7 protein-coding genes, 2 tRNA genes and 3 rRNA genes are annotated in these 20,021 nt (G+C 56.9%); 10 read left to right on the plus strand and 2 right to left on the minus strand.

The window, feature by feature from the left end; all coding sequences use genetic code 11:
• Positions 1–5 precede the first annotated feature (5 nt).
• Together ACWGZX_RS17885 and ACWGZX_RS17890 are read right to left on the minus strand one after the other, a co-directional pair.
• Complete coding sequence (locus ACWGZX_RS17885; protein WP_223521424.1) at positions 6–656, minus strand: TetR/AcrR family transcriptional regulator; 651 nt, start codon at positions 654–656, stop codon at positions 6–8.
• Positions 657–892: 236 nt separating this feature from the next.
• Entirely contained in the window at positions 893–1,813 is a 921-nt protein-coding gene (locus ACWGZX_RS17890; RefSeq protein WP_007940170.1) for a LysR family transcriptional regulator, read from the minus strand.
• Between the two features lie 124 nt (positions 1,814–1,937).
• Between ACWGZX_RS17890 and ACWGZX_RS17895 the strand changes: the two genes are divergently transcribed.
• The 10 genes from ACWGZX_RS17895 to recD all read left to right on the plus strand — a co-directional run bounded on the left by ACWGZX_RS17895 (position 1,938) and on the right by recD (position 20,012).
• Positions 1,938–3,287: an aminotransferase class III-fold pyridoxal phosphate-dependent enzyme gene (locus ACWGZX_RS17895; RefSeq protein ID WP_452624826.1), complete on the plus strand. Its 1,350-nt coding sequence runs from the start codon at positions 1,938–1,940 to the stop codon at positions 3,285–3,287.
• A gap of 63 nt (positions 3,288–3,350) precedes the next feature.
• On the plus strand, positions 3,351–4,844 hold the full coding sequence (locus ACWGZX_RS17900) for a CoA-acylating methylmalonate-semialdehyde dehydrogenase (RefSeq protein ID WP_027921834.1): 1,494 nt from the start codon (positions 3,351–3,353) through the stop codon (positions 4,842–4,844).
• A 567-nt stretch (positions 4,845–5,411) separates the two neighbouring features.
• Positions 5,412–6,945: ribosomal RNA gene (locus ACWGZX_RS17905) — 16S ribosomal RNA — on the plus strand.
• Positions 6,946–7,026: 81 nt separating this feature from the next.
• Positions 7,027–7,103 (plus strand) — tRNA-Ile (locus ACWGZX_RS17910).
• Between the two features lie 30 nt (positions 7,104–7,133).
• Positions 7,134–7,209, plus strand: a tRNA-Ala gene (locus tag ACWGZX_RS17915).
• A 248-nt stretch (positions 7,210–7,457) separates the two neighbouring features.
• Positions 7,458–10,348: ribosomal RNA gene (locus ACWGZX_RS17920) — 23S ribosomal RNA — on the plus strand.
• A 148-nt stretch (positions 10,349–10,496) separates the two neighbouring features.
• Positions 10,497–10,612 (plus strand): 5S ribosomal RNA (gene rrf, locus ACWGZX_RS17925).
• The 16S, 23S and 5S rRNA genes sit together here with 2 tRNA genes alongside, the layout of an rRNA operon.
• A gap of 156 nt (positions 10,613–10,768) precedes the next feature.
• Positions 10,769–14,221, plus strand: a complete 3,453-nt coding sequence (gene recC / locus ACWGZX_RS17930; protein WP_452624827.1) for an exodeoxyribonuclease V subunit gamma — start codon at positions 10,769–10,771, stop codon at positions 14,219–14,221.
• Positions 14,218–17,907, plus strand: a complete 3,690-nt coding sequence (recB, locus tag ACWGZX_RS17935; protein ID WP_452624828.1) for an exodeoxyribonuclease V subunit beta — start codon at positions 14,218–14,220, stop codon at positions 17,905–17,907. The genes recC and recB overlap by 4 nt, the downstream gene beginning before the upstream one ends.
• A complete protein-coding gene (gene recD / locus ACWGZX_RS17940; RefSeq protein ID WP_452624829.1) occupies positions 17,904–20,012 on the plus strand; it encodes an exodeoxyribonuclease V subunit alpha in 2,109 nt (702 codons plus the stop codon). The genes recB and recD overlap by 4 nt, the downstream gene beginning before the upstream one ends.
• Positions 20,013–20,021: the final 9 nt, after the last annotated feature.

Genomic DNA, 20,021 nt, shown 5'->3' on the forward strand with positions numbered 1-20,021 from the left:
GCGTCTTAAATAGCAGGGTTCAGGCCGCAGCCCTTGAGGATGATGCGGATCAGGTTGTTGCCGGCTTCTTCCATGTCCTGCTTGGTCAGCTTGGTGCGTCCGCTGACGCGGCAGATCTGGGTCGCGAAGTCGGCGTAATGCTGAGTGCTGCCCCACAACAGGAAGATCAGGTTGACCGGGTCGACCGGGTCCATCTTTCCAGCATCGATCCACGCCTGAAATACCGCTGCCCGGCCTTGGAACCAGGCGCGATAGTCCTGGTTGAAATACTCGGTCAGGCACTCGCCGCCACTGATCACTTCCATGGCGAAGACTCGCGAGGCTTGTGGCTGGCGCCGTGAGAATTCCATTTTGGCACGGATATAACGGGTCAATGCCTCGGCCGGATCATCCTCGGCGGTCAGGGTGTTGAAGGTGCTGTCCCACAATTCGATGATGTTGCTCAGCACCGCCACGTACAAACCTAGTTTGTTGGTGAAGTAGTAATGCAGATTCGCTTTGGGCAACCCGGCATTTTGGGCGATGGTGTTCATGCTGGTGCCTTTGAACCCGTGACGGGCGAACTCGTCTTCGGCGGCTTTGATGATGGTCTCTTCGTTTTTCTGACGAATGCGGCTGGCAGGTTTTCCGCCATGAGCAGGGACTTCAAAGGTCATAGGCACTTCCAGACAGATGGGTGGGTGCAACCAATGCGTTGATAGCGCACCCATGGGCTTCAGACAAGTCCTTGTGCGATAAAACCTGAACACCACAATCTCTGTAGGAGCCGAGCTTGCTCCGGGCGGCGATCCGACGATGGCGGCTTAACATTCAGCACTGATAGTGACTGACCTGACGCCATCGTCGGATCGCCGCCGGAGCAAGCTCGGCTCCCACAGGTTTGGTGTGTTGTTCAGCGCGTCGCGGCGAGGCTTTCCAGAAAGCTTTCCAGTACCAAATGCGGACGACGGCCCTTACGCGTGACCGATGCAAGGCTCAGGTCATAGAAACGTGCCTTCGGTTTCAGCGCACGCAAACGACCTTGTTGCACCCAGAGGCTGGCGTAATGATCCGGCAGGTAACCGATGTAACGCCCGGTCAGGATCAGGAACGCCATGCCTTCACGGTCCGAAGCGCTGGCGGTACAGTTGAGCGCCTGGTAATGGGCCTGGATCTCCGCGGGTAAGCGGAAGGTCGGCGCGATGGCGTCCTGACTGTTCAAACGTTCGTCGTCGAGTTGTTTGTCATCGACGTAAAACAGTGGATGGCCAACCGCGCAGTACAGCAGTGAACGTTCACTGTAAAGCGGCTGATATTCCAGCCCCGACAACGCGCTGGCCTGCGGTACTACTCCTACATGCAAGCGGCCATCGAGCACGCCTTGTTCCACTTCGTTTGGCGCGATCATACGGATCTGAATCTGCACGTCCGGGCCACGCTCTTTCAGTTGTGCCAAGGCGTGGGTGATGCGCATGTGGGGGAGGGTGACCAGGTTATCGGTCAGGCCGATGGTCAACTCGCCACGCAAGTGTTGATGCAGGCCGTTGACCTCAGTGCGAAAACTTTCCAGCGCACTTAATAACTGCAAGGCCGATTGGTACACCTCGCGACCTTCTTCGGTCAGGGAAAAACCGGCGCGACCGCGTTGACACAAACGCAAGCCGAGGCGCTGTTCCAGATCGCTCATTTGCTGGCTGATGGCCGAGCGCCCGATCCCCAGCACACTTTCCGCCGCAGAGAAGCCGCCGCACTCGACCACGCTGCGAAAGATCCGCAGCAAGCGGATATCAAAGTCGCTGACTTGCGCCAGTGGATCGGGACGACGCGTACTCATAGTTTAGTGACAGCCTGACTGAACGTTAGAAAAGTTGGATTTCACCGACTTTATCTCCGTGGCAATTTAGCTGCAAGAACGCTTTTGATCTCTACGCCGCTTATTGCCTTGCGAGGTTTCGCCCATGAACTTGCCTGAAAACGCCCCGTCTTCCCTGGCCAGCCAGCTCAAGCTTGATGCTCACTGGATGCCCTATACCGCCAACCGTAACTTCCAGCGCGACCCGCGTCTGATCGTGGGCGCCGAAGGTAGCTGGCTGATCGACGACAAGGGCCGCAAAGTTTATGACTCGCTGTCCGGTCTGTGGACCTGCGGCGCCGGGCACACCCGTAAGGAAATCCAGGAAGCGGTATCCAAGCAATTGGGCACCCTCGATTACTCGCCAGGCTTCCAGTACGGCCATCCGCTGTCGTTCCAACTGGCTGAGAAAATCACCGACCTGACGCCGGGCAATCTGAATCACGTGTTCTTCACCGACTCGGGCTCCGAGTGTGCTGACACCGCAGTGAAAATGGTCCGCGCTTACTGGCGTCTGAAAGGCCAGGCGACCAAGACCAAAATGATCGGTCGCGCCCGTGGTTACCATGGTGTGAACATCGCCGGCACCAGCCTTGGCGGTGTGAACGGCAACCGCAAGATGTTCGGTCAGGCGATGATGGACGTCGATCACCTGCCGCACACACTGCTGGCGAGCAATGCCTATTCCCGTGGCATGCCGGAGCTGGGAGGTATCGCCCTGGCTGACGAGCTTCTGAAGTTGATCGAACTGCACGACGCGTCGAACATCGCCGCCGTATTCGTTGAGCCGCTGGCCGGTTCCGCTGGCGTACTGGTTCCGCCACAGGGTTACCTCAAGCGTCTGCGCGAGATCTGCGATCAGCACAACATCCTGCTGGTGTTCGATGAAGTGATCACCGGTTTTGGCCGTACCGGCTCGATGTTCGGTGCCGACAGCTTTGGTGTGACCCCGGATCTGATGTGCATCGCCAAGCAAGTCACTAACGGCGCGATTCCGATGGGCGCAGTGATTGCCAGCTCCGAGATCTACCAGACCTTCATGAACCAGGCGACGCCTGAGTACGCAGTGGAATTCCCACACGGCTACACCTACTCCGCGCACCCGGTGGCTTGCGCCGCTGGCCTGGCAGCACTCGACCTGCTGCAAAAGGAAAACCTGGTGCAAAGCGTGGCCGAAGTAGCACCGCACTTCGAGAACGCACTGCACGGTCTGAAAGGTTCGAAGAACATCATCGACATTCGTAACTATGGTTTGGCCGGTGCCATCCAGATCGCGCCACGTGATGGCGACGCGATCGTGCGTCCGTTCGAAGCGGGCATGGCGCTGTGGAAGGCCGGGTTCTATGTGCGCTTCGGCGGCGACACCCTGCAGTTCGGCCCAACCTTCAACAGCAAGCCGCAAGACCTTGATCGTCTGTTCGACGCGGTCGGCGAAGTGCTGAACAAAATCGACTGATTTTCTCTTCTATATAGAGGCGCCCTCAACGGGCGCCTGTGGACAACTTTTCAGGAGCGCTACATGAGCCTTATCCCGCATTTGATCAATGGCGAACTGGTGACCGAAGACGGTCGCACGGCCGACGTGTTCAACCCGTCTACCGGCCAGGCGATCCACAAGCTGCCATTGGCCAGCCGCGAAACCATTCAGAAAGCCATCGACTCGGCCAAGGCTGCATTCCCAGCCTGGCGCAACACGCCGGCGGCCAAGCGTGCCCAAGTGATGTTCCGCTTCAAGCAATTGCTGGAACAGAACGAAGCACGCATTGCTCAACTGATCAGCGAAGAGCACGGTAAGACCTTGGAAGATGCTGCGGGTGAATTGAAGCGCGGCATCGAGAACGTTGAATTTGCCTGTGCTGCGCCGGAAATCCTCAAGGGCGAATACAGCCGGAACGTCGGCCCGAACATTGATGCCTGGTCGGACTTCCAGCCGTTGGGCGTGGTGGCCGGTATTACCCCGTTCAACTTCCCGGCGATGGTGCCGCTGTGGATGTACCCGCTGGCGATCGTCTGTGGTAACTGCTTTATCCTCAAACCGTCCGAGCGCGATCCAAGTTCCACACTGCTGATCGCTCAGCTGTTGCTGGAAGCCGGACTGCCTAAAGGCGTGCTGAACGTCGTGCACGGTGACAAGGCTGCCGTGGACGCGCTGATCGAAGCGCCGGAAGTCAAAGCGCTGAGCTTTGTCGGTTCGACACCGATTGCCGAATACATCTACGCCGAAGGCACCAAGCGCGGCAAACGTGTTCAGGCTTTGGGCGGCGCAAAGAACCATGCGGTGCTGATGCCGGATGCGGATCTGGATAACGCGGTCAGCGCACTGATGGGCGCGGCGTACGGTTCTTGCGGCGAGCGTTGCATGGCGATCTCGGTGGCTGTGTGCGTCGGAGACCAGGTGGCGGATGCGCTGGTGGAAAAACTGGTGCCGCAGATCAAGGCGCTGAAAATCGGTGCGGGTACTACCTGTGGTCTGGACATGGGGCCGCTGGTTACCGGTCAGGCGCGCGACAAGGTCAGCGGTTATGTCGAAGACGGTGTTTCTTCCGGCGCGACCCTGGTGGTCGATGGTCGTGGTCTGAGTGTGGCCGGTCATGAGGAAGGTTTCTTCCTGGGTGGCTGCCTGTTCGATAACGTCACGCCAGAGATGCGCATCTATAAAGAAGAAATCTTCGGGCCAGTGTTGTGCGTCGTTCGGGTGAACAGCCTGGAAGAGGCGATGCAGTTGATCAACGATCACGAATATGGCAACGGCACCTGCATCTTCACCCGTGACGGTGAAGCGGCGCGGTTGTTCTGCGATGAAATCGAAGTGGGCATGGTCGGCGTTAACGTACCGCTGCCGGTGCCGGTGGCTTATCACAGCTTCGGTGGCTGGAAGCGTTCGCTGTTCGGCGATCTGCATGCCTATGGCCCGGACGGTGTGCGTTTCTACACCCGCCGCAAAGCCATCACCCAGCGCTGGCCACAACGTGCGAGCCATGAAGCTTCGCAATTCGCATTCCCTAGCTTGTAAGTAGAAGGGAAGAAGGCCGGCCCCTTGGGCTGGCCTTCGTGTTTCTGGGCTTTTTTGGCCTATATGACACATTTGTGAAATTAAAGATTGACGGCAGATTCTGGATGTCTATAATTCGCCCCACTTCCGGCGCAGTCGAAACGGAAAACTCCTTGGTAAACAAAGAGTTACGCAGTTTTCGGCAGCGAGCGGCTTCAGGTCATCGAAGCCCGAAAGGAGTTGAAAAAGAGGTGTTGACAGCAGCGTGTAACGCTGTAGAATTCGCCTCCCGCTGACGAGAGATCGAAAGCGCAAGTGGTTGAAGTTACAAAGGAAACTTTGAAAACTTCTGAAAATAACCGCTTGACAGCAACAGAGGCTGCTGTAGAATGCGCGCCTCGGTTGAGACGAAAGATCTTAACCAACCGCTCTTTAACAACTGAATCAAGCAATTCGTGTGGGTGCTTGTGGAGTCAGACTGATAGTCAACAAGATTATCAGCATCACAAGTTACTCCGCGAGAAATCAAAGATGTAACCAACGATTGCTGAGCCAAGTTTAGGGTTTCTTAAAAACCCAAAGATGTTTGAACTGAAGAGTTTGATCATGGCTCAGATTGAACGCTGGCGGCAGGCCTAACACATGCAAGTCGAGCGGTAGAGAGGTGCTTGCACCTCTTGAGAGCGGCGGACGGGTGAGTAATGCCTAGGAATCTGCCTGGTAGTGGGGATAACGCTCGGAAACGGACGCTAATACCGCATACGTCCTACGGGAGAAAGCAGGGGACCTTCGGGCCTTGCGCTATCAGATGAGCCTAGGTCGGATTAGCTAGTTGGTGAGGTAATGGCTCACCAAGGCGACGATCCGTAACTGGTCTGAGAGGATGATCAGTCACACTGGAACTGAGACACGGTCCAGACTCCTACGGGAGGCAGCAGTGGGGAATATTGGACAATGGGCGAAAGCCTGATCCAGCCATGCCGCGTGTGTGAAGAAGGTCTTCGGATTGTAAAGCACTTTAAGTTGGGAGGAAGGGCATTAACCTAATACGTTGGTGTCTTGACGTTACCGACAGAATAAGCACCGGCTAACTCTGTGCCAGCAGCCGCGGTAATACAGAGGGTGCAAGCGTTAATCGGAATTACTGGGCGTAAAGCGCGCGTAGGTGGTTTGTTAAGTTGGATGTGAAATCCCCGGGCTCAACCTGGGAACTGCATTCAAAACTGACAGGCTAGAGTATGGTAGAGGGTGGTGGAATTTCCTGTGTAGCGGTGAAATGCGTAGATATAGGAAGGAACACCAGTGGCGAAGGCGACCACCTGGACTGATACTGACACTGAGGTGCGAAAGCGTGGGGAGCAACAGGATTAGATACCCTGGTAGTCCACGCCGTAAACGATGTCAACTAGCCGTTGGGAGCCTTGAGCTCTTAGTGGCGCAGCTAACGCATTAAGTTGACCGCCTGGGGAGTACGGCCGCAAGGTTAAAACTCAAATGAATTGACGGGGGCCCGCACAAGCGGTGGAGCATGTGGTTTAATTCGAAGCAACGCGAAGAACCTTACCAGGCCTTGACATCCAATGAACTTTCCAGAGATGGATTGGTGCCTTCGGGAGCATTGAGACAGGTGCTGCATGGCTGTCGTCAGCTCGTGTCGTGAGATGTTGGGTTAAGTCCCGTAACGAGCGCAACCCTTGTCCTTAGTTACCAGCACGTAATGGTGGGCACTCTAGGAGACTGCCGGTGACAAACCGGAGGAAGGTGGGGATGACGTCAAGTCATCATGGCCCTTACGGCCTGGGCTACACACGTGCTACAATGGTCGGTACAGAGGGTTGCCAAGCCGCGAGGTGGAGCTAATCCCATAAAACCGATCGTAGTCCGGATCGCAGTCTGCAACTCGACTGCGTGAAGTCGGAATCGCTAGTAATCGCGAATCAGAATGTCGCGGTGAATACGTTCCCGGGCCTTGTACACACCGCCCGTCACACCATGGGAGTGGGTTGCACCAGAAGTAGCTAGTCTAACCTTCGGGAGGACGGTTACCACGGTGTGATTCATGACTGGGGTGAAGTCGTAACAAGGTAGCCGTAGGGGAACCTGCGGCTGGATCACCTCCTTAATCGACGACATCAGCTGCTCCATAAGTTCCCACACGAATTGCTTGATTCATTGAAGAAGACGAAAGAAGCAGCCCGAAATTGGGTCTGTAGCTCAGTTGGTTAGAGCGCACCCCTGATAAGGGTGAGGTCGGCAGTTCGAATCTGCCCAGACCCACCAATTTTGTGTGGGAAACGCCTGTAGAAATACGGGGCCATAGCTCAGCTGGGAGAGCGCCTGCCTTGCACGCAGGAGGTCAACGGTTCGATCCCGTTTGGCTCCACCACTACTGCTTCTGTCGGTATAAAGCTTAGAAATGAGCATTCCATCGGATGATGGTGAATGTTGATTTCTAGTCTTTGACTAGTTCGTTCTTTAAAAATTTGGGTATGTGATAGAAAGATAGACTGAACGTTACTTTCACTGGTAACGGCTCAGGCTAAGGTAAAATTTGTGAGTTGCTCTTTATGAGCAAGAATCGAATTTTCGGCGAATGTCGTCTTCACAGTATAACCAGATTGCTTGGGGTTATATGGTCAAGTGAAGAAGCGCATACGGTGGATGCCTTGGCAGTCAGAGGCGATGAAAGACGTGGTAGCCTGCGAAAAGCTTCGGGGAGTCGGCAAACAGACTTTGATCCGGAGATGTCTGAATGGGGAACCCAGCCATCATAAGATGGTTATCTTAAGCTGAATACATAGGCTTAAGAGGCGAACCAGGGGAACTGAAACATCTAAGTACCCTGAGGAAAAGAAATCAACCGAGATTCCCTTAGTAGTGGCGAGCGAACGGGGACTAGCCCTTAAGTGGCTTTGAGATTAGCGGAACGCTCTGGAAAGTGCGGCCATAGTGGGTGATAGCCCTGTACGCGAAAATCTCTTGGTCATGAAATCGAGTAGGACGGAGCACGAGAAACTTTGTCTGAATATGGGGGGACCATCCTCCAAGGCTAAATACTACTGACTGACCGATAGTGAACTAGTACCGTGAGGGAAAGGCGAAAAGAACCCCGGAGAGGGGAGTGAAATAGATCCTGAAACCGTATGCGTACAAGCAGTGGGAGCCCACTTTGTTGGGTGACTGCGTACCTTTTGTATAATGGGTCAGCGACTTATTTTCAGTGGCGAGCTTAACCGAATAGGGGAGGCGTAGCGAAAGCGAGTCTTAATAGGGCGTCTAGTCGCTGGGAATAGACCCGAAACCGGGCGATCTATCCATGGGCAGGTTGAAGGTTGGGTAACACTAACTGGAGGACCGAACCGACTACCGTTGAAAAGTTAGCGGATGACCTGTGGATCGGAGTGAAAGGCTAATCAAGCTCGGAGATAGCTGGTTCTCCTCGAAAGCTATTTAGGTAGCGCCTCATGTATCACTGTAGGGGGTAGAGCACTGTTTCGGCTAGGGGGTCATCCCGACTTACCAAACCGATGCAAACTCCGAATACCTACAAGTGCCGAGCATGGGAGACACACGGCGGGTGCTAACGTCCGTCGTGAAAAGGGAAACAACCCAGACCGTCAGCTAAGGTCCCAAAGTTATGGTTAAGTGGGAAACGATGTGGGAAGGCTTAGACAGCTAGGAGGTTGGCTTAGAAGCAGCCACCCTTTAAAGAAAGCGTAATAGCTCACTAGTCGAGTCGGCCTGCGCGGAAGATGTAACGGGGCTCAAACCATACACCGAAGCTACGGGTATCACTTAGGTGATGCGGTAGAGGAGCGTTCTGTAAGCCTGTGAAGGTGAGTTGAGAAGCTTGCTGGAGGTATCAGAAGTGCGAATGCTGACATGAGTAACGACAATGGGTGTGAAAAACACCCACGCCGAAAGACCAAGGTTTCCTGCGCAACGTTAATCGACGCAGGGTTAGTCGGTCCCTAAGGCGAGGCTGAAAAGCGTAGTCGATGGAAAACAGGTTAATATTCCTGTACTTCTGGTTATTGCGATGGAGGGACGGAGAAGGCTAGGCCAGCTTGGCGTTGGTTGTCCAAGTTTAAGGTGGTAGGCTGGAATCTTAGGTAAATCCGGGATTCTAAGGCCGAGAGCTGATGACGAGTTACCCTTTGGGTGACGAAGTGGTTGATGCCATGCTTCCAAGAAAAGCTTCTAAGCTTCAGGTAACCAGGAACCGTACCCCAAACCGACACAGGTGGTTGGGTAGAGAATACCAAGGCGCTTGAGAGAACTCGGGTGAAGGAACTAGGCAAAATGGCACCGTAACTTCGGGAGAAGGTGCGCCGGTGAGGGTGAAGCATTTACTGCGTAAGCCCATGCCGGTCGAAGATACCAGGCCGCTGCGACTGTTTATTAAAAACACAGCACTCTGCAAACACGAAAGTGGACGTATAGGGTGTGACGCCTGCCCGGTGCCGGAAGGTTAATTGATGGGGTTAGCTAACGCGAAGCTCTTGATCGAAGCCCCGGTAAACGGCGGCCGTAACTATAACGGTCCTAAGGTAGCGAAATTCCTTGTCGGGTAAGTTCCGACCTGCACGAATGGCGTAACGATGGCGGCGCTGTCTCCACCCGAGACTCAGTGAAATTGAAATCGCTGTGAAGATGCAGTGTATCCGCGGCTAGACGGAAAGACCCCGTGAACCTTTACTATAGCTTTGCACTGGACTTTGAATTTGCTTGTGTAGGATAGGTGGGAGGCTTTGAAGCGTGGACGCCAGTTCGCGTGGAGCCAACCTTGAAATACCACCCTGGCAACTTTGAGGTTCTAACTCAGGTCCGTTATCCGGATCGAGGACAGTGTATGGTGGGTAGTTTGACTGGGGCGGTCTCCTCCTAAAGAGTAACGGAGGAGTACGAAGGTGCGCTCAGACCGGTCGGAAATCGGTCGTAGAGTATAAAGGCAAAAGCGCGCTTGACTGCGAGACAGACACGTCGAGCAGGTACGAAAGTAGGTCTTAGTGATCCGGTGGTTCTGTATGGAAGGGCCATCGCTCAACGGATAAAAGGTACTCCGGGGATAACAGGCTGATACCGCCCAAGAGTTCATATCGACGGCGGTGTTTGGCACCTCGATGTCGGCTCATCACATCCTGGGGCTGAAGCCGGTCCCAAGGGTATGGCTGTTCGCCATTTAAAGTGGTACGCGAGCTGGGTTTAGAACGTCGTGAGACAGTTCGGTCCCTATCTGCCGTGGACGTTTGAGATTTGAGAGGGGCTGCTCCTAGTACGAGAGGACCGGAGTGGACGAACCTCTGGTGTTCCGGTTGTCACGCCAGTGGCATTGCCGGGTAGCTATGTTCGGAATAGATAACCGCTGAAAGCATCTAAGCGGGAAACTAGCCTCAAGATGAGATCTCACTGGGACCTTGAGTCCCCTGAAGGGCCGTCGAAGACTACGACGTTGATAGGTTGGGTGTGTAAGCGCTGTGAGGCGTTGAGCTAACCAATACTAATTGCCCGTGAGGCTTGACCATATAACACCCAAGCAATTTGCGAACTCGAAAGAGGCCAGATTGCGGTGTGTGAAGACGAAAGAACCGAAAGTTCGAAACGAAACACACAAATCTATTACATACCCATTCGCTGGAGCGTTATGCACATAACGACCTGGCTACCGAATTTCTTGACGACCATAGAGCATTGGAACCACCTGATCCCATCCCGAACTCAGCAGTGAAACGATGCATCGCCGATGGTAGTGTGGGGTTTCCCCATGTGAGAGTAGGTCATCGTCAAGATTAAATTCCGAAACCCCTATCTGCGTACGCAGGTAGGGGTTTTGTTTTGTCCGCAGGAAAGTTCGTACAGCATTACCGGACAGCTCCCGGCTGTCACAGTCTCCCGACAGTGCTAAGGTTCGGCCCTAGCGTTTGTATTTTCCCAAGGAAGCCTTTATGCCGGACGCCACGTCCCTCAACGCTGCTTTTATGGTGGTTCAAAGCAACAGTTTGAATGAACTGCGCAGCCTGGTGATCAGCGTAATGCGGCGTTATCCGCTGGCTCCCCTGGAAAACGAAATCGCCCTGGTGCAGAGCAATGGCATCGCGCAATGGCTTAAGTTGGCACTGGCTGAAGATCCGGAAGAGGATGACATGGGCGGCTGCGGTATTGCAGCAGCCATCGACGTGCAGTTACCCGGTAGCTTCATGTGGCAGCTCTATCGCATGGTCCTTGGGCGGGATGAAATCCCGGTCAAATCGTTGCTCGATAAAGCGCCACTGACTTGGCGTCTGATGCGCCTCCTTCCGCAACTGATCAACCAGCCGCACTTCGAGCCGCTGCAGCGCTTCCTGACCCATGACGCTGATTTGCGTAAGCGCTACCAGTTGGCTGAGCGACTGGCCGACCTGTTCGACCAATACCAGGTCTACCGCGCCGACTGGCTCGAAGACTGGGCAGAAGGTCGTCACCAATTACGCAACGGCAGAGGCGAAACCAAGCCACTGGTCCCGGCCAATTGCTGGCAGGCGGAATTATGGCGAGCGTTGTTGCTGGATGTGGGTGAGGAAGGCATGGCGCAGAGCCGTGCCGGTGTTCATCAGCGGTTTATCGAACGCATCAACAGCCTCGACGTCGCGCCTATCGGATTGCCTTCTCGGGTGATCGTTTTCGGGATTTCTTCGCTGCCCGCTCAGGCCCTCGAAGCACTCGCCGGACTGGCTCGTTTCAGTCAGGTTCTGCTGTGTGTACATAATCCTTGTCGTTACCATTGGGCCGACATCGTCGCCGATAAAGACCTGCTACGGCATCAATACAAGCGCCAGGCCCGCAAGAGCGGAATGCCCGTTGTGCTCGACCCGCAAACGCTCCACCAGCATGCTCATCCGCTGCTGGCTGCCTGGGGCAAACAGGGACGGGACTACATCAATCTTCTCGACAGCTATGACGATCCCAACAGCTATAGCTCGGCATTTCGTGACGGACGTATCGACCTGTTCAGCGACAATCAGCCAAAGAGCATGCTCAATCAACTGCAGGACGATATTCTCGAATTACGTCCTCTGAGCGAGACGCGAGAATGCTGGCCAGCTGTCGATCTGGAGCAAGACGAGTCGATCCGTTTTCACATCGCCCATAGTGCCCAGCGTGAAGTAGAGATCCTCCATGATCAGTTGCTCGAACGCTTCAGCGCTGATCCGGACCTAAGGCCTCGGGACATCATCGTGATGGTTCCGGACATCGACAGTTACGCACCGCATATTCGCGCCGTGTTCGGTCAGCTTGAACGTCAGGATCCACGTTTCATTCCATTCACGCTCGCGGATCAAGGCCAGCGTGGTCGCGATCCCCTGCTGATTGCCGTCGAACACCTGCTTAAACTCCCCGATAGCCGTTTCCCCGTCAGCGAGATTCTCGACTTGCTGGACGTTCCCGCATTACGTGCCCGCTTTGGCGTTGAGGAGCGTGACCTGCCGACGTTGCACCGCTGGATCGAAGGGGCCGGCATCCGCTGGGGAATGAATGCCGAACAGCGTGCGGGTCTGGGATTGCCTGAAGCGCTGGAGCAAAACAGTTGGCGATTTGGCCTGCGCCGAATGCTGCTGGGTTATGCCGTGGGCTGTGCGAATGCGTGCGAAGGCATCGAGCCTTACGACGAAATTGGCGGTCTGGATGCCGCACTTATCGGACCTTTGGTGGCCCTGCTGGATGCGTTGGAGATTGCGCACAATGAACTCACTCAGCCTGCACCACCCAAGCAGTGGGGTGTGCGGTTGCAAGCACTGGTGCAGCTGTTTTTCCAGGCTAGCAACGAACATGACGACTACTTGCTGGCCCAGCTCGAAGAGTTACGCGAAACCTGGCTCGATACCTGCGAGTCCGTAGGTTTGCATGATGATTTACCGTTGACCGTTGTTCGGGAAGCCTGGCTGGCCGGACTGGATCAGGGCCGCCTGTCCCAGCGTTTTCTGGCCGGTGCCGTTAACTTCTGCACCTTGATGCCGATGCGGGCGATCCCGTTCAAACGGGTCTGTCTGCTGGGCATGAACGACGGCGACTATCCACGTGCGCAACCACCGCTGGATTTCGATCTCATGGGCAGTGACTACCGCCCTGGTGATCGGTCTCGCCGCGAAGATGACCGTTATCTTCTGTTGGAAGCACTACTGTCGGCGCGTGATCAGCTCTACATCAGCTGGGTTGGCCGTAGCATTCGGGATAACAGTGAGCGCCCGGCCTCAGTGCTGATCGGCCAATTGCGTGACCATCTCGCCAGCGGCTGGCGACTGCGCGATGAAGACAAGGACTTGTTAAAGGCCATGACTCAGGAACATCCATTGCAGCCTTTCAGCGCTCGCTACTTTCATGAAGGTGACGCGCTGTTCAGCTACGCCAATGAGTGGCAGGTACTTCATCGTGTCACTGATCAGGTGGCTGACGTCGAAGTACTTGAGGCTTACGTACAGGAGGAGCCGCTGAGCCTCGGTCAATTGCAGGACTTCGTGCGCAATCCCGTGCGGCATTTTTTCAGTCAGCGCCTGAAAGTGTTTTTTGAAGCGGCTGAAGTGCCGTTGGCCGATGAAGAACCCTTTGTCCTCGATGCGCTGCAACGCTATACCCTCAGCGACAGCTTGCTTGCAGCGGCTCTGGGGCGCATTGATCACGCCGATCAGGCACTTGACGATCAGGCCAAACGCCTGCAAAACAGTGGGCTGTTGCCCATGGCGGGATTCGGCGAATGCCTTCAGCGTGAGTTGATCGAGCCGTTGCCGGATCTGCTGCAGCGCTATCAACAGCTCCTGGCGTTATGGCCGACGCCGCTTACCAGCGCTCTGCCAGTGAATCTTGAGTTGGAAGGACTGCGCCTTGAAGGTTGGCTCAGTGGCCTGCACCAGCGTGCAGACGGTGGTTTGCTGTCGGTCACTACCATCCCCAACAGCATTGGCTCAGTCAAAACCCGAAAATGGCACCGTTTGACGCGGCCTTGGGTCAATCATCTGGTTGCCTGCGCCAGCGGCATACCGATGACCACCGCGCTAGTAGCCAGCGACGACAGCCTGCTGCTGGAGCCGTTGGGGAAGGGCGCAGCACTTACAATTTTGGGACATCTCCTGGAAGCCTGGCAGGCGGGCATGCGTCAACCCCTGCCGATTGCAGTTAAAACAGCCTTCGCCTGGCTTGGCCAGACCGAGCCGCTGAAAGCCGAAGCCGCTGCCCGTAAAGCCTATGAGGGCGATGGTCAGACCACTGACGGAGAGCGCCGCGAAAGCCCTGCACTCACCCGGCAGTTTGCTGACTACGATGCACTGCTCGCCGACGAGACATTCCCCGACTGGTGCAACGCGTTGTACAAACCGATGCTTGAAGCCCCCTGGCGTTCACTGACCAGCGAGGAGGCTCGTTCATGACCAAAAAAACACCTCTGGCGCTGGCCTTCCCACTGCGCGGCAGCCAACTGATCGAAGCCAGCGCCGGGACCGGCAAGACCTTCACCATTTCCGCGCTTTATCTACGCCTTGTCCTGGGGCACGGCAGTGAAGTGAGTGGTTTCGGGCGTGAGCTGTTACCGCCGCAAATCCTCGTCGTAACCTTCACCGATGCCGCCACCAAAGAGTTGCGTGAACGTATCCGCACGCGCCTGGCCGAGGCCGCGCGGTTCTTCCGTGATGAGACAACAGCGCCGGATGGCCTCATTGCCGAACTGCGTGATCAGTACCTGCCCGAACAATGGTCAGGCTGCGCAAACCGTCTGGACATCGCCGCGCAATGGATGGATGAGGCGGCTGTCTCGACCATCCACAGTTGGTGCCAGCGCATGCTGCGCGAACATGCGTTCGACAGCGGCAGCTTGTTTACCCAGACCCTGGAAACCGATCACAGCGATTTGCTGGGCGAAGTCCTGCGCGATTACTGGCGGCTGTTCTGTTATCCGATGCAAGGCGATGCGCTCAACTGGGTCCGCAACAATTGGGGCGGTCCGGCCGCGCTACTGCCGCGCGTGCGCGGTTTGTTCGCCAGCGAGCGCGACAGTGTTGAAGGAAAAGCCCCGGCCGAGCTGATCAACGAATGTTTGCAGGAACGACGAAGCGCGTTGCTTGAACTCAAGATGCCTTGGCGCCAATGGGCGGACGAGTTGCTGGTTATCTGTCATCAAGGCGTTGCGAGCAAGAGTGTCGACGGTCGAAAAATGCAGGCGCGCTACTTCGAACCCTGGTTCGAAAAAATCAAAGCCTGGGCCGAAGATGAAGCGCTTGAACAACTGGACATCGGCACCGGCTTCACACGTCTGACGCCTGATGGCATGGCCGAAGCCTGGAAGGGCGAAGCGCCCCGTCATCCAGGATTGGACGCAATGCCCGGCCTCAAGGCCAGCCTCGACGGACTGCCGACCCCCGATGCCGCCGTTCTGCAACATGCCGCACATTGGGTTGGAACACGGTTCGAGGAAGAAAAGCGCCGCCGCGCGGAGATGGGCTTCGACGATATGCTTCTGCGCCTGGATGCTGCTTTGCAATCCGAAGGAGGCGAGCGCCTGGCCACCTTGATTCGGGAGCAGTTCCCGGTCGCGTTGATCGACGAATTCCAAGACACCGACCCGGTGCAATACCGGATCTTCGAAAGCATCTATCGCATCGAAGACAACAACCCAGAGTGCGGCCTGTTCCTGATTGGTGACCCGAAACAGGCGATCTATGCGTTCCGTGGCGCCGACATTTACACCTACCTGCGCGCCCGTCAGGCCACCACCGGTCGACTGCATACGCTGGGCACCAACTTCCGCTCCAGCCATGGAATGGTCGGTGCGGTGAATCACGTATTCGAACGCGCCGAGTCTCGTGACCTGGGGCGCGGAGCGTTTCTGTTTCGGGAAAAAAATGGCGACAACCCCGTTCCGTTTTTGCCTGTCGAGTCCCAGGGGCGCAAAGAGGTTCTGCACGTAGAGGGTCAGGTGGTCCCGTCCCTGAACATCTGGCATTTGTCCGCAGAACAACCACTGTCCGGCGCGGTGTACCGGCAACAATTGGCTGCCGCCTGCGCCAGTGAAATCACTGCATTGCTCAATGGTGGACAACAAGGGCGGGCGGGTTTCGTCGAGAATGGCAAGGACTTCAGGGGCCTGCTCCCGGCCGATATCGCGATCCTTGTACGCGATGGTAAAGAAGCTCAAGCGGTGCGTGGCGAACTCTCGGCTCGAGGTGTGCGCAGCGTCTATCTGTCGGACAAGGACTCGGTGTTCGCCGCACAAGAAGCTCACGACGTGCTGACCTGGCTCAAGGCCTGTGCCGAGCCCGATGTCGAGCGGCCACTGCGAGCCGCGTTAGCCTGCATCACGCTGAATTTGTCGCTGGCTGAACTGGAACGATTGAATCAGGACGAGCTCGCCTGGGAAGCACGGGTCATGCAATTCCGTGGATATCGCGAGCTTTGGCGCAAGCAAGGCGTGCTGCCGATGCTGCGACGTTTGCTGCATGACTTCCAGCTACCGCAAGCATTGATTGCACGCAGCGACGGGGAGCGCGTACTGACCAACCTGCTGCACCTGTCCGAATTACTGCAGCAGGCTGCGGCCGAGCTCGACGGCGAACAGGCGCTGATTCGTCATTTGTCCGAGCATCTGGCGTTGTCCGGCCAGGCTGGTGAAGAGCAGATCCTGCGTCTGGAAAGCGACGAACAACTGGTCAAGGTCGTGACCATCCACAAGTCCAAGGGCCTTGAATACCCCTTGGTGTTTCTGCCTTTTATCTGTTCGGCGAAACCGGTGGATGGCAGTCGTTTACCGCTGCATTACCACGACGAAAACGGCAAGGCTCAGGTGAGCCTGAAGCCGACGGACGAGTTGATTGCCTTGGCCGACGATGAGCGTCTGGCCGAGGATCTGCGCCTGCTGTATGTCGCCCTGACTCGCGCACAACATGCGTGCTGGCTCGGCGTGACGGATCTCAAACGCGGCAATAACAACAGTTCGGTGCTGCACCTGTCGGCGTTGGGTTACCTGTTGGGGGGTGGTTTGCCATTGGCCGAGTCGGCAGGCTTGAAACGCTGGCTGGAAGACTTGCAGCAGGACTGCCCGGCGCTGACTTACGTTGAATTGCCGCAAGCCACCGCCGAGCATTACCAGCCGCCGCAAAACCAGGCGACCTTGCTCGCGCTGCGCGTCCCCAAACGCAAGGCCAGTGAAAACTGGTGGATCGCCTCGTACAGCGCCTTGCGCATTGGCGACCGTTTGAGCGTGGGCAGTGACGAAGCCCCTGAGAGTCCGCAAGCGCAAAAGCTCTTCGACGACGAACGCCTCGATCCGCACGCTCCACGAGAAGTGATGGCCGGTGGCGGTGATATCCATCGATTCCCCAGAGGCCCTAACCCCGGCACCTTTCTCCATGGTTTGCTGGAATGGGCCGGCGACGAAGGTTTTTCCGCCACCGCGCAAGCGATCGAAGACGCGATTGCCCGGCGCTGCAACCGCCGTGGCTGGGAAGGCTGGATCACTACGCTGAGCGATTGGCTGCAGCATTTGCTCAAGTCCCCGCTACGCCTCGGCGGCGGGCCGGCACCAGTGATTTTCGAGCAACTGACTCAGTACCGCGTCGAGATGGAGTTCTGGTTCGCCAGCCATAAAGTCGACGTACTCAAACTGGATGAACTGGTGTGCCAACACACCCACAACGGCGTTGCCCGAGTGGCGGCCGAACCGGTCTTGCTCAACGGCATGTTCAAAGGCTTTATCGACCTCACCTTCGAGCACGATGGCCGCTATTACGTCGCCGACTACAAATCCAACTGGCTAGGCGTTGATGACGCGGCCTACACCGAACAGGCTATGGAGCAATCGATTCTCGATAACCGCTATGACCTGCAATACGTGCTGTACCTGTTGGCCTTGCATCGACAGCTCAAGGCGCGGCTTGTCGACTACGATTACGACCGGCACGTCGGCGGTGCGCTCTACCTGTTCTTGCGGGGTACGCGTGCTGCCACCCAAGGCGTGTATTTCGTCCGTCCACCCAAAGAACTGATCGAGCGACTGGACCGAATGTTCCAGGGCAAGCCAGAACCCAAGGCCGAACCCGCGTGGGAACAGGGAGTACTGCTATGAGTCGCACCTTCGCCGATTTGCTGCCCACACCCTTGGCGGCCGAAAGCCTGGCGGATCTGACGCCATTGAGTCGTGCCGATGACCTGCTGCTGTTACTGACGCGCTGGGTTGAGCGAGGCTGGTTGCGAGCGCTGGACAAGGCCTTCGTCGCCTTCCTCCACGAACTCGCTCCCGACGATGATCCGTTGGTGCTGCTCGCGGCCGCGCTGACCAGTCATCAACTGGGCCACGGCCATGTGTGTCTGGACTTGTTCGAGACGCTGAAAGAACCGGATTTCGCCCTGTCGCTACCCCCTGAAGGTGATTTGCACAGTGGTGCGATGGTATTGCCGTCGCAATTGCTTGAAGCGCTGGACGGAGCCCATTGGTGCAAGGTTCTGGCCTCCAGCAATTTGGTGGCCCTGGCCGCAGACGGTCGTGAATCTGTGCAATCGCGGCCCTTGGTTTTATCCGGTAAGCGCCTATACCTGCGTCGCTACTGGGCTTACGAAAGACGCATCGACGATGCCCTGCGCCTGCGCTTGGCTGAACACGAAACGACACCGGATGATTTACCCCAACGCCTGACCGGTCTGTTCGGTTCCGCCAAAACCGGTGAAGTGATCGACTGGCAGAAACTCGCCTGTGCCTTGGCGACCCGCAGTGCGTTCAGCATCGTGACCGGCGGCCCTGGCACCGGCAAGACCACCACCGTCGTGCGCTTGCTGGCATTGCTTCAGGCTCCCGCAGTGGAGGCCGGCAAACCGTTGCGCATCCGGCTTGCCGCACCCACAGGCAAAGCGGCGGCCCGGCTCACGGAGTCGATCAGCCAACAGGTCCGGACCCTGGCAGTCGCCGAATCGGTTCGCAGCCAGATCCCGTCCGACGTCACCACTGTGCACCGTTTGCTGGGCAGTCGCCCCGGCACGCGACACTTTCGCCATCACGCCGGTAATCGCTTGCCGCTGGATGTGCTGGTCGTCGACGAAGCGTCAATGATCGACCTTGAAATGATGGCCAACCTGCTCGATGCGATGCCGGCCCACGCGCGGTTGGTGTTGTTGGGGGACAAGGATCAGCTGGCATCGGTGGAGGCCGGCGCTGTGCTGGGCGACCTGTGCCGGGATGCCGAGGCAGGTTGGTACAGCCCGCAGACTCGCCAGTGGCTGGAAGCGGTCAGTGGTGAAAGCCTGGAAGCCAGTGGTTTGCAGGCTGACACCCAAGGCGCTCATCCACTGGCCCAGCAAGTGGTGATGCTGCGTCATTCGCGCCGGTTCGGCGAGGGCAGTGGCATTGGTCAACTGGCTCGGTGGGTCAATCAGCAACAACCCGAACAAGCCCGCAAGTTGTTGTCGGCTCGAAGCCACGACGACGTGTTTTCCCTGTCGCTCAAGGGTGAGCAAGACCGGGCGCTGGAGCGCTTGTTGCTCGAAGGCCATGGCGAAGGACCACAAGGCTATCGCCACTATTTGAGTCTTTTACGCAATCAACGGCCGCCGCTCGACAGTTCACTCGACGATCCACGCTGGAGCGGGTGGGCGCGAGAAGTGCTGCAAGCCTTTGACGCTTTCCAGTTGCTGTGTGCCGTCCGTAAAGGGCCGTGGGGCGTGGAAGGGTTGAATCAGCGAGTGACCGCCGCATTGCTCAGGGCCCGGTTGATCGACAGCGATCAGCAGTGGTACGAAGGGCGACCTGTATTGATGACCCGTAACGATTATGGCCTGGGGTTGATGAACGGTGACATTGGCATCGCCCTCAAACTGCCGGAGCGTGAGGGACCCGAAGCAGGCAAGCAGGTGTTGCGCGTGGCGTTCCCACGCAATGACGGCCAGGGCGGCGTTCGTTTTGTTCTGCCTAGCCGGCTCAACGATGTCGAAACCGTCTACGCCATGACCGTGCACAAATCCCAGGGCTCGGAATTTGCCCATACGGCGCTGATTCTGCCGGATGCCCTGAACCCTGTGCTCACCAAGGAACTGATCTACACCGGGATCACCCGGGCCAAGCACTGGTTCACCTTGATCGAGCCGCGTGCGGGTGTCTTCGAGGAGGCGGTGCGGCGCAAGGTCAAGCGCTTGAGCGGATTGATGCTGGAGCTGGAAGACGGGATTGCATCGAGCCTTTGATTGCGCGCC

The organism is Pseudomonas sp. CLCA07, assembly GCF_053615335.1.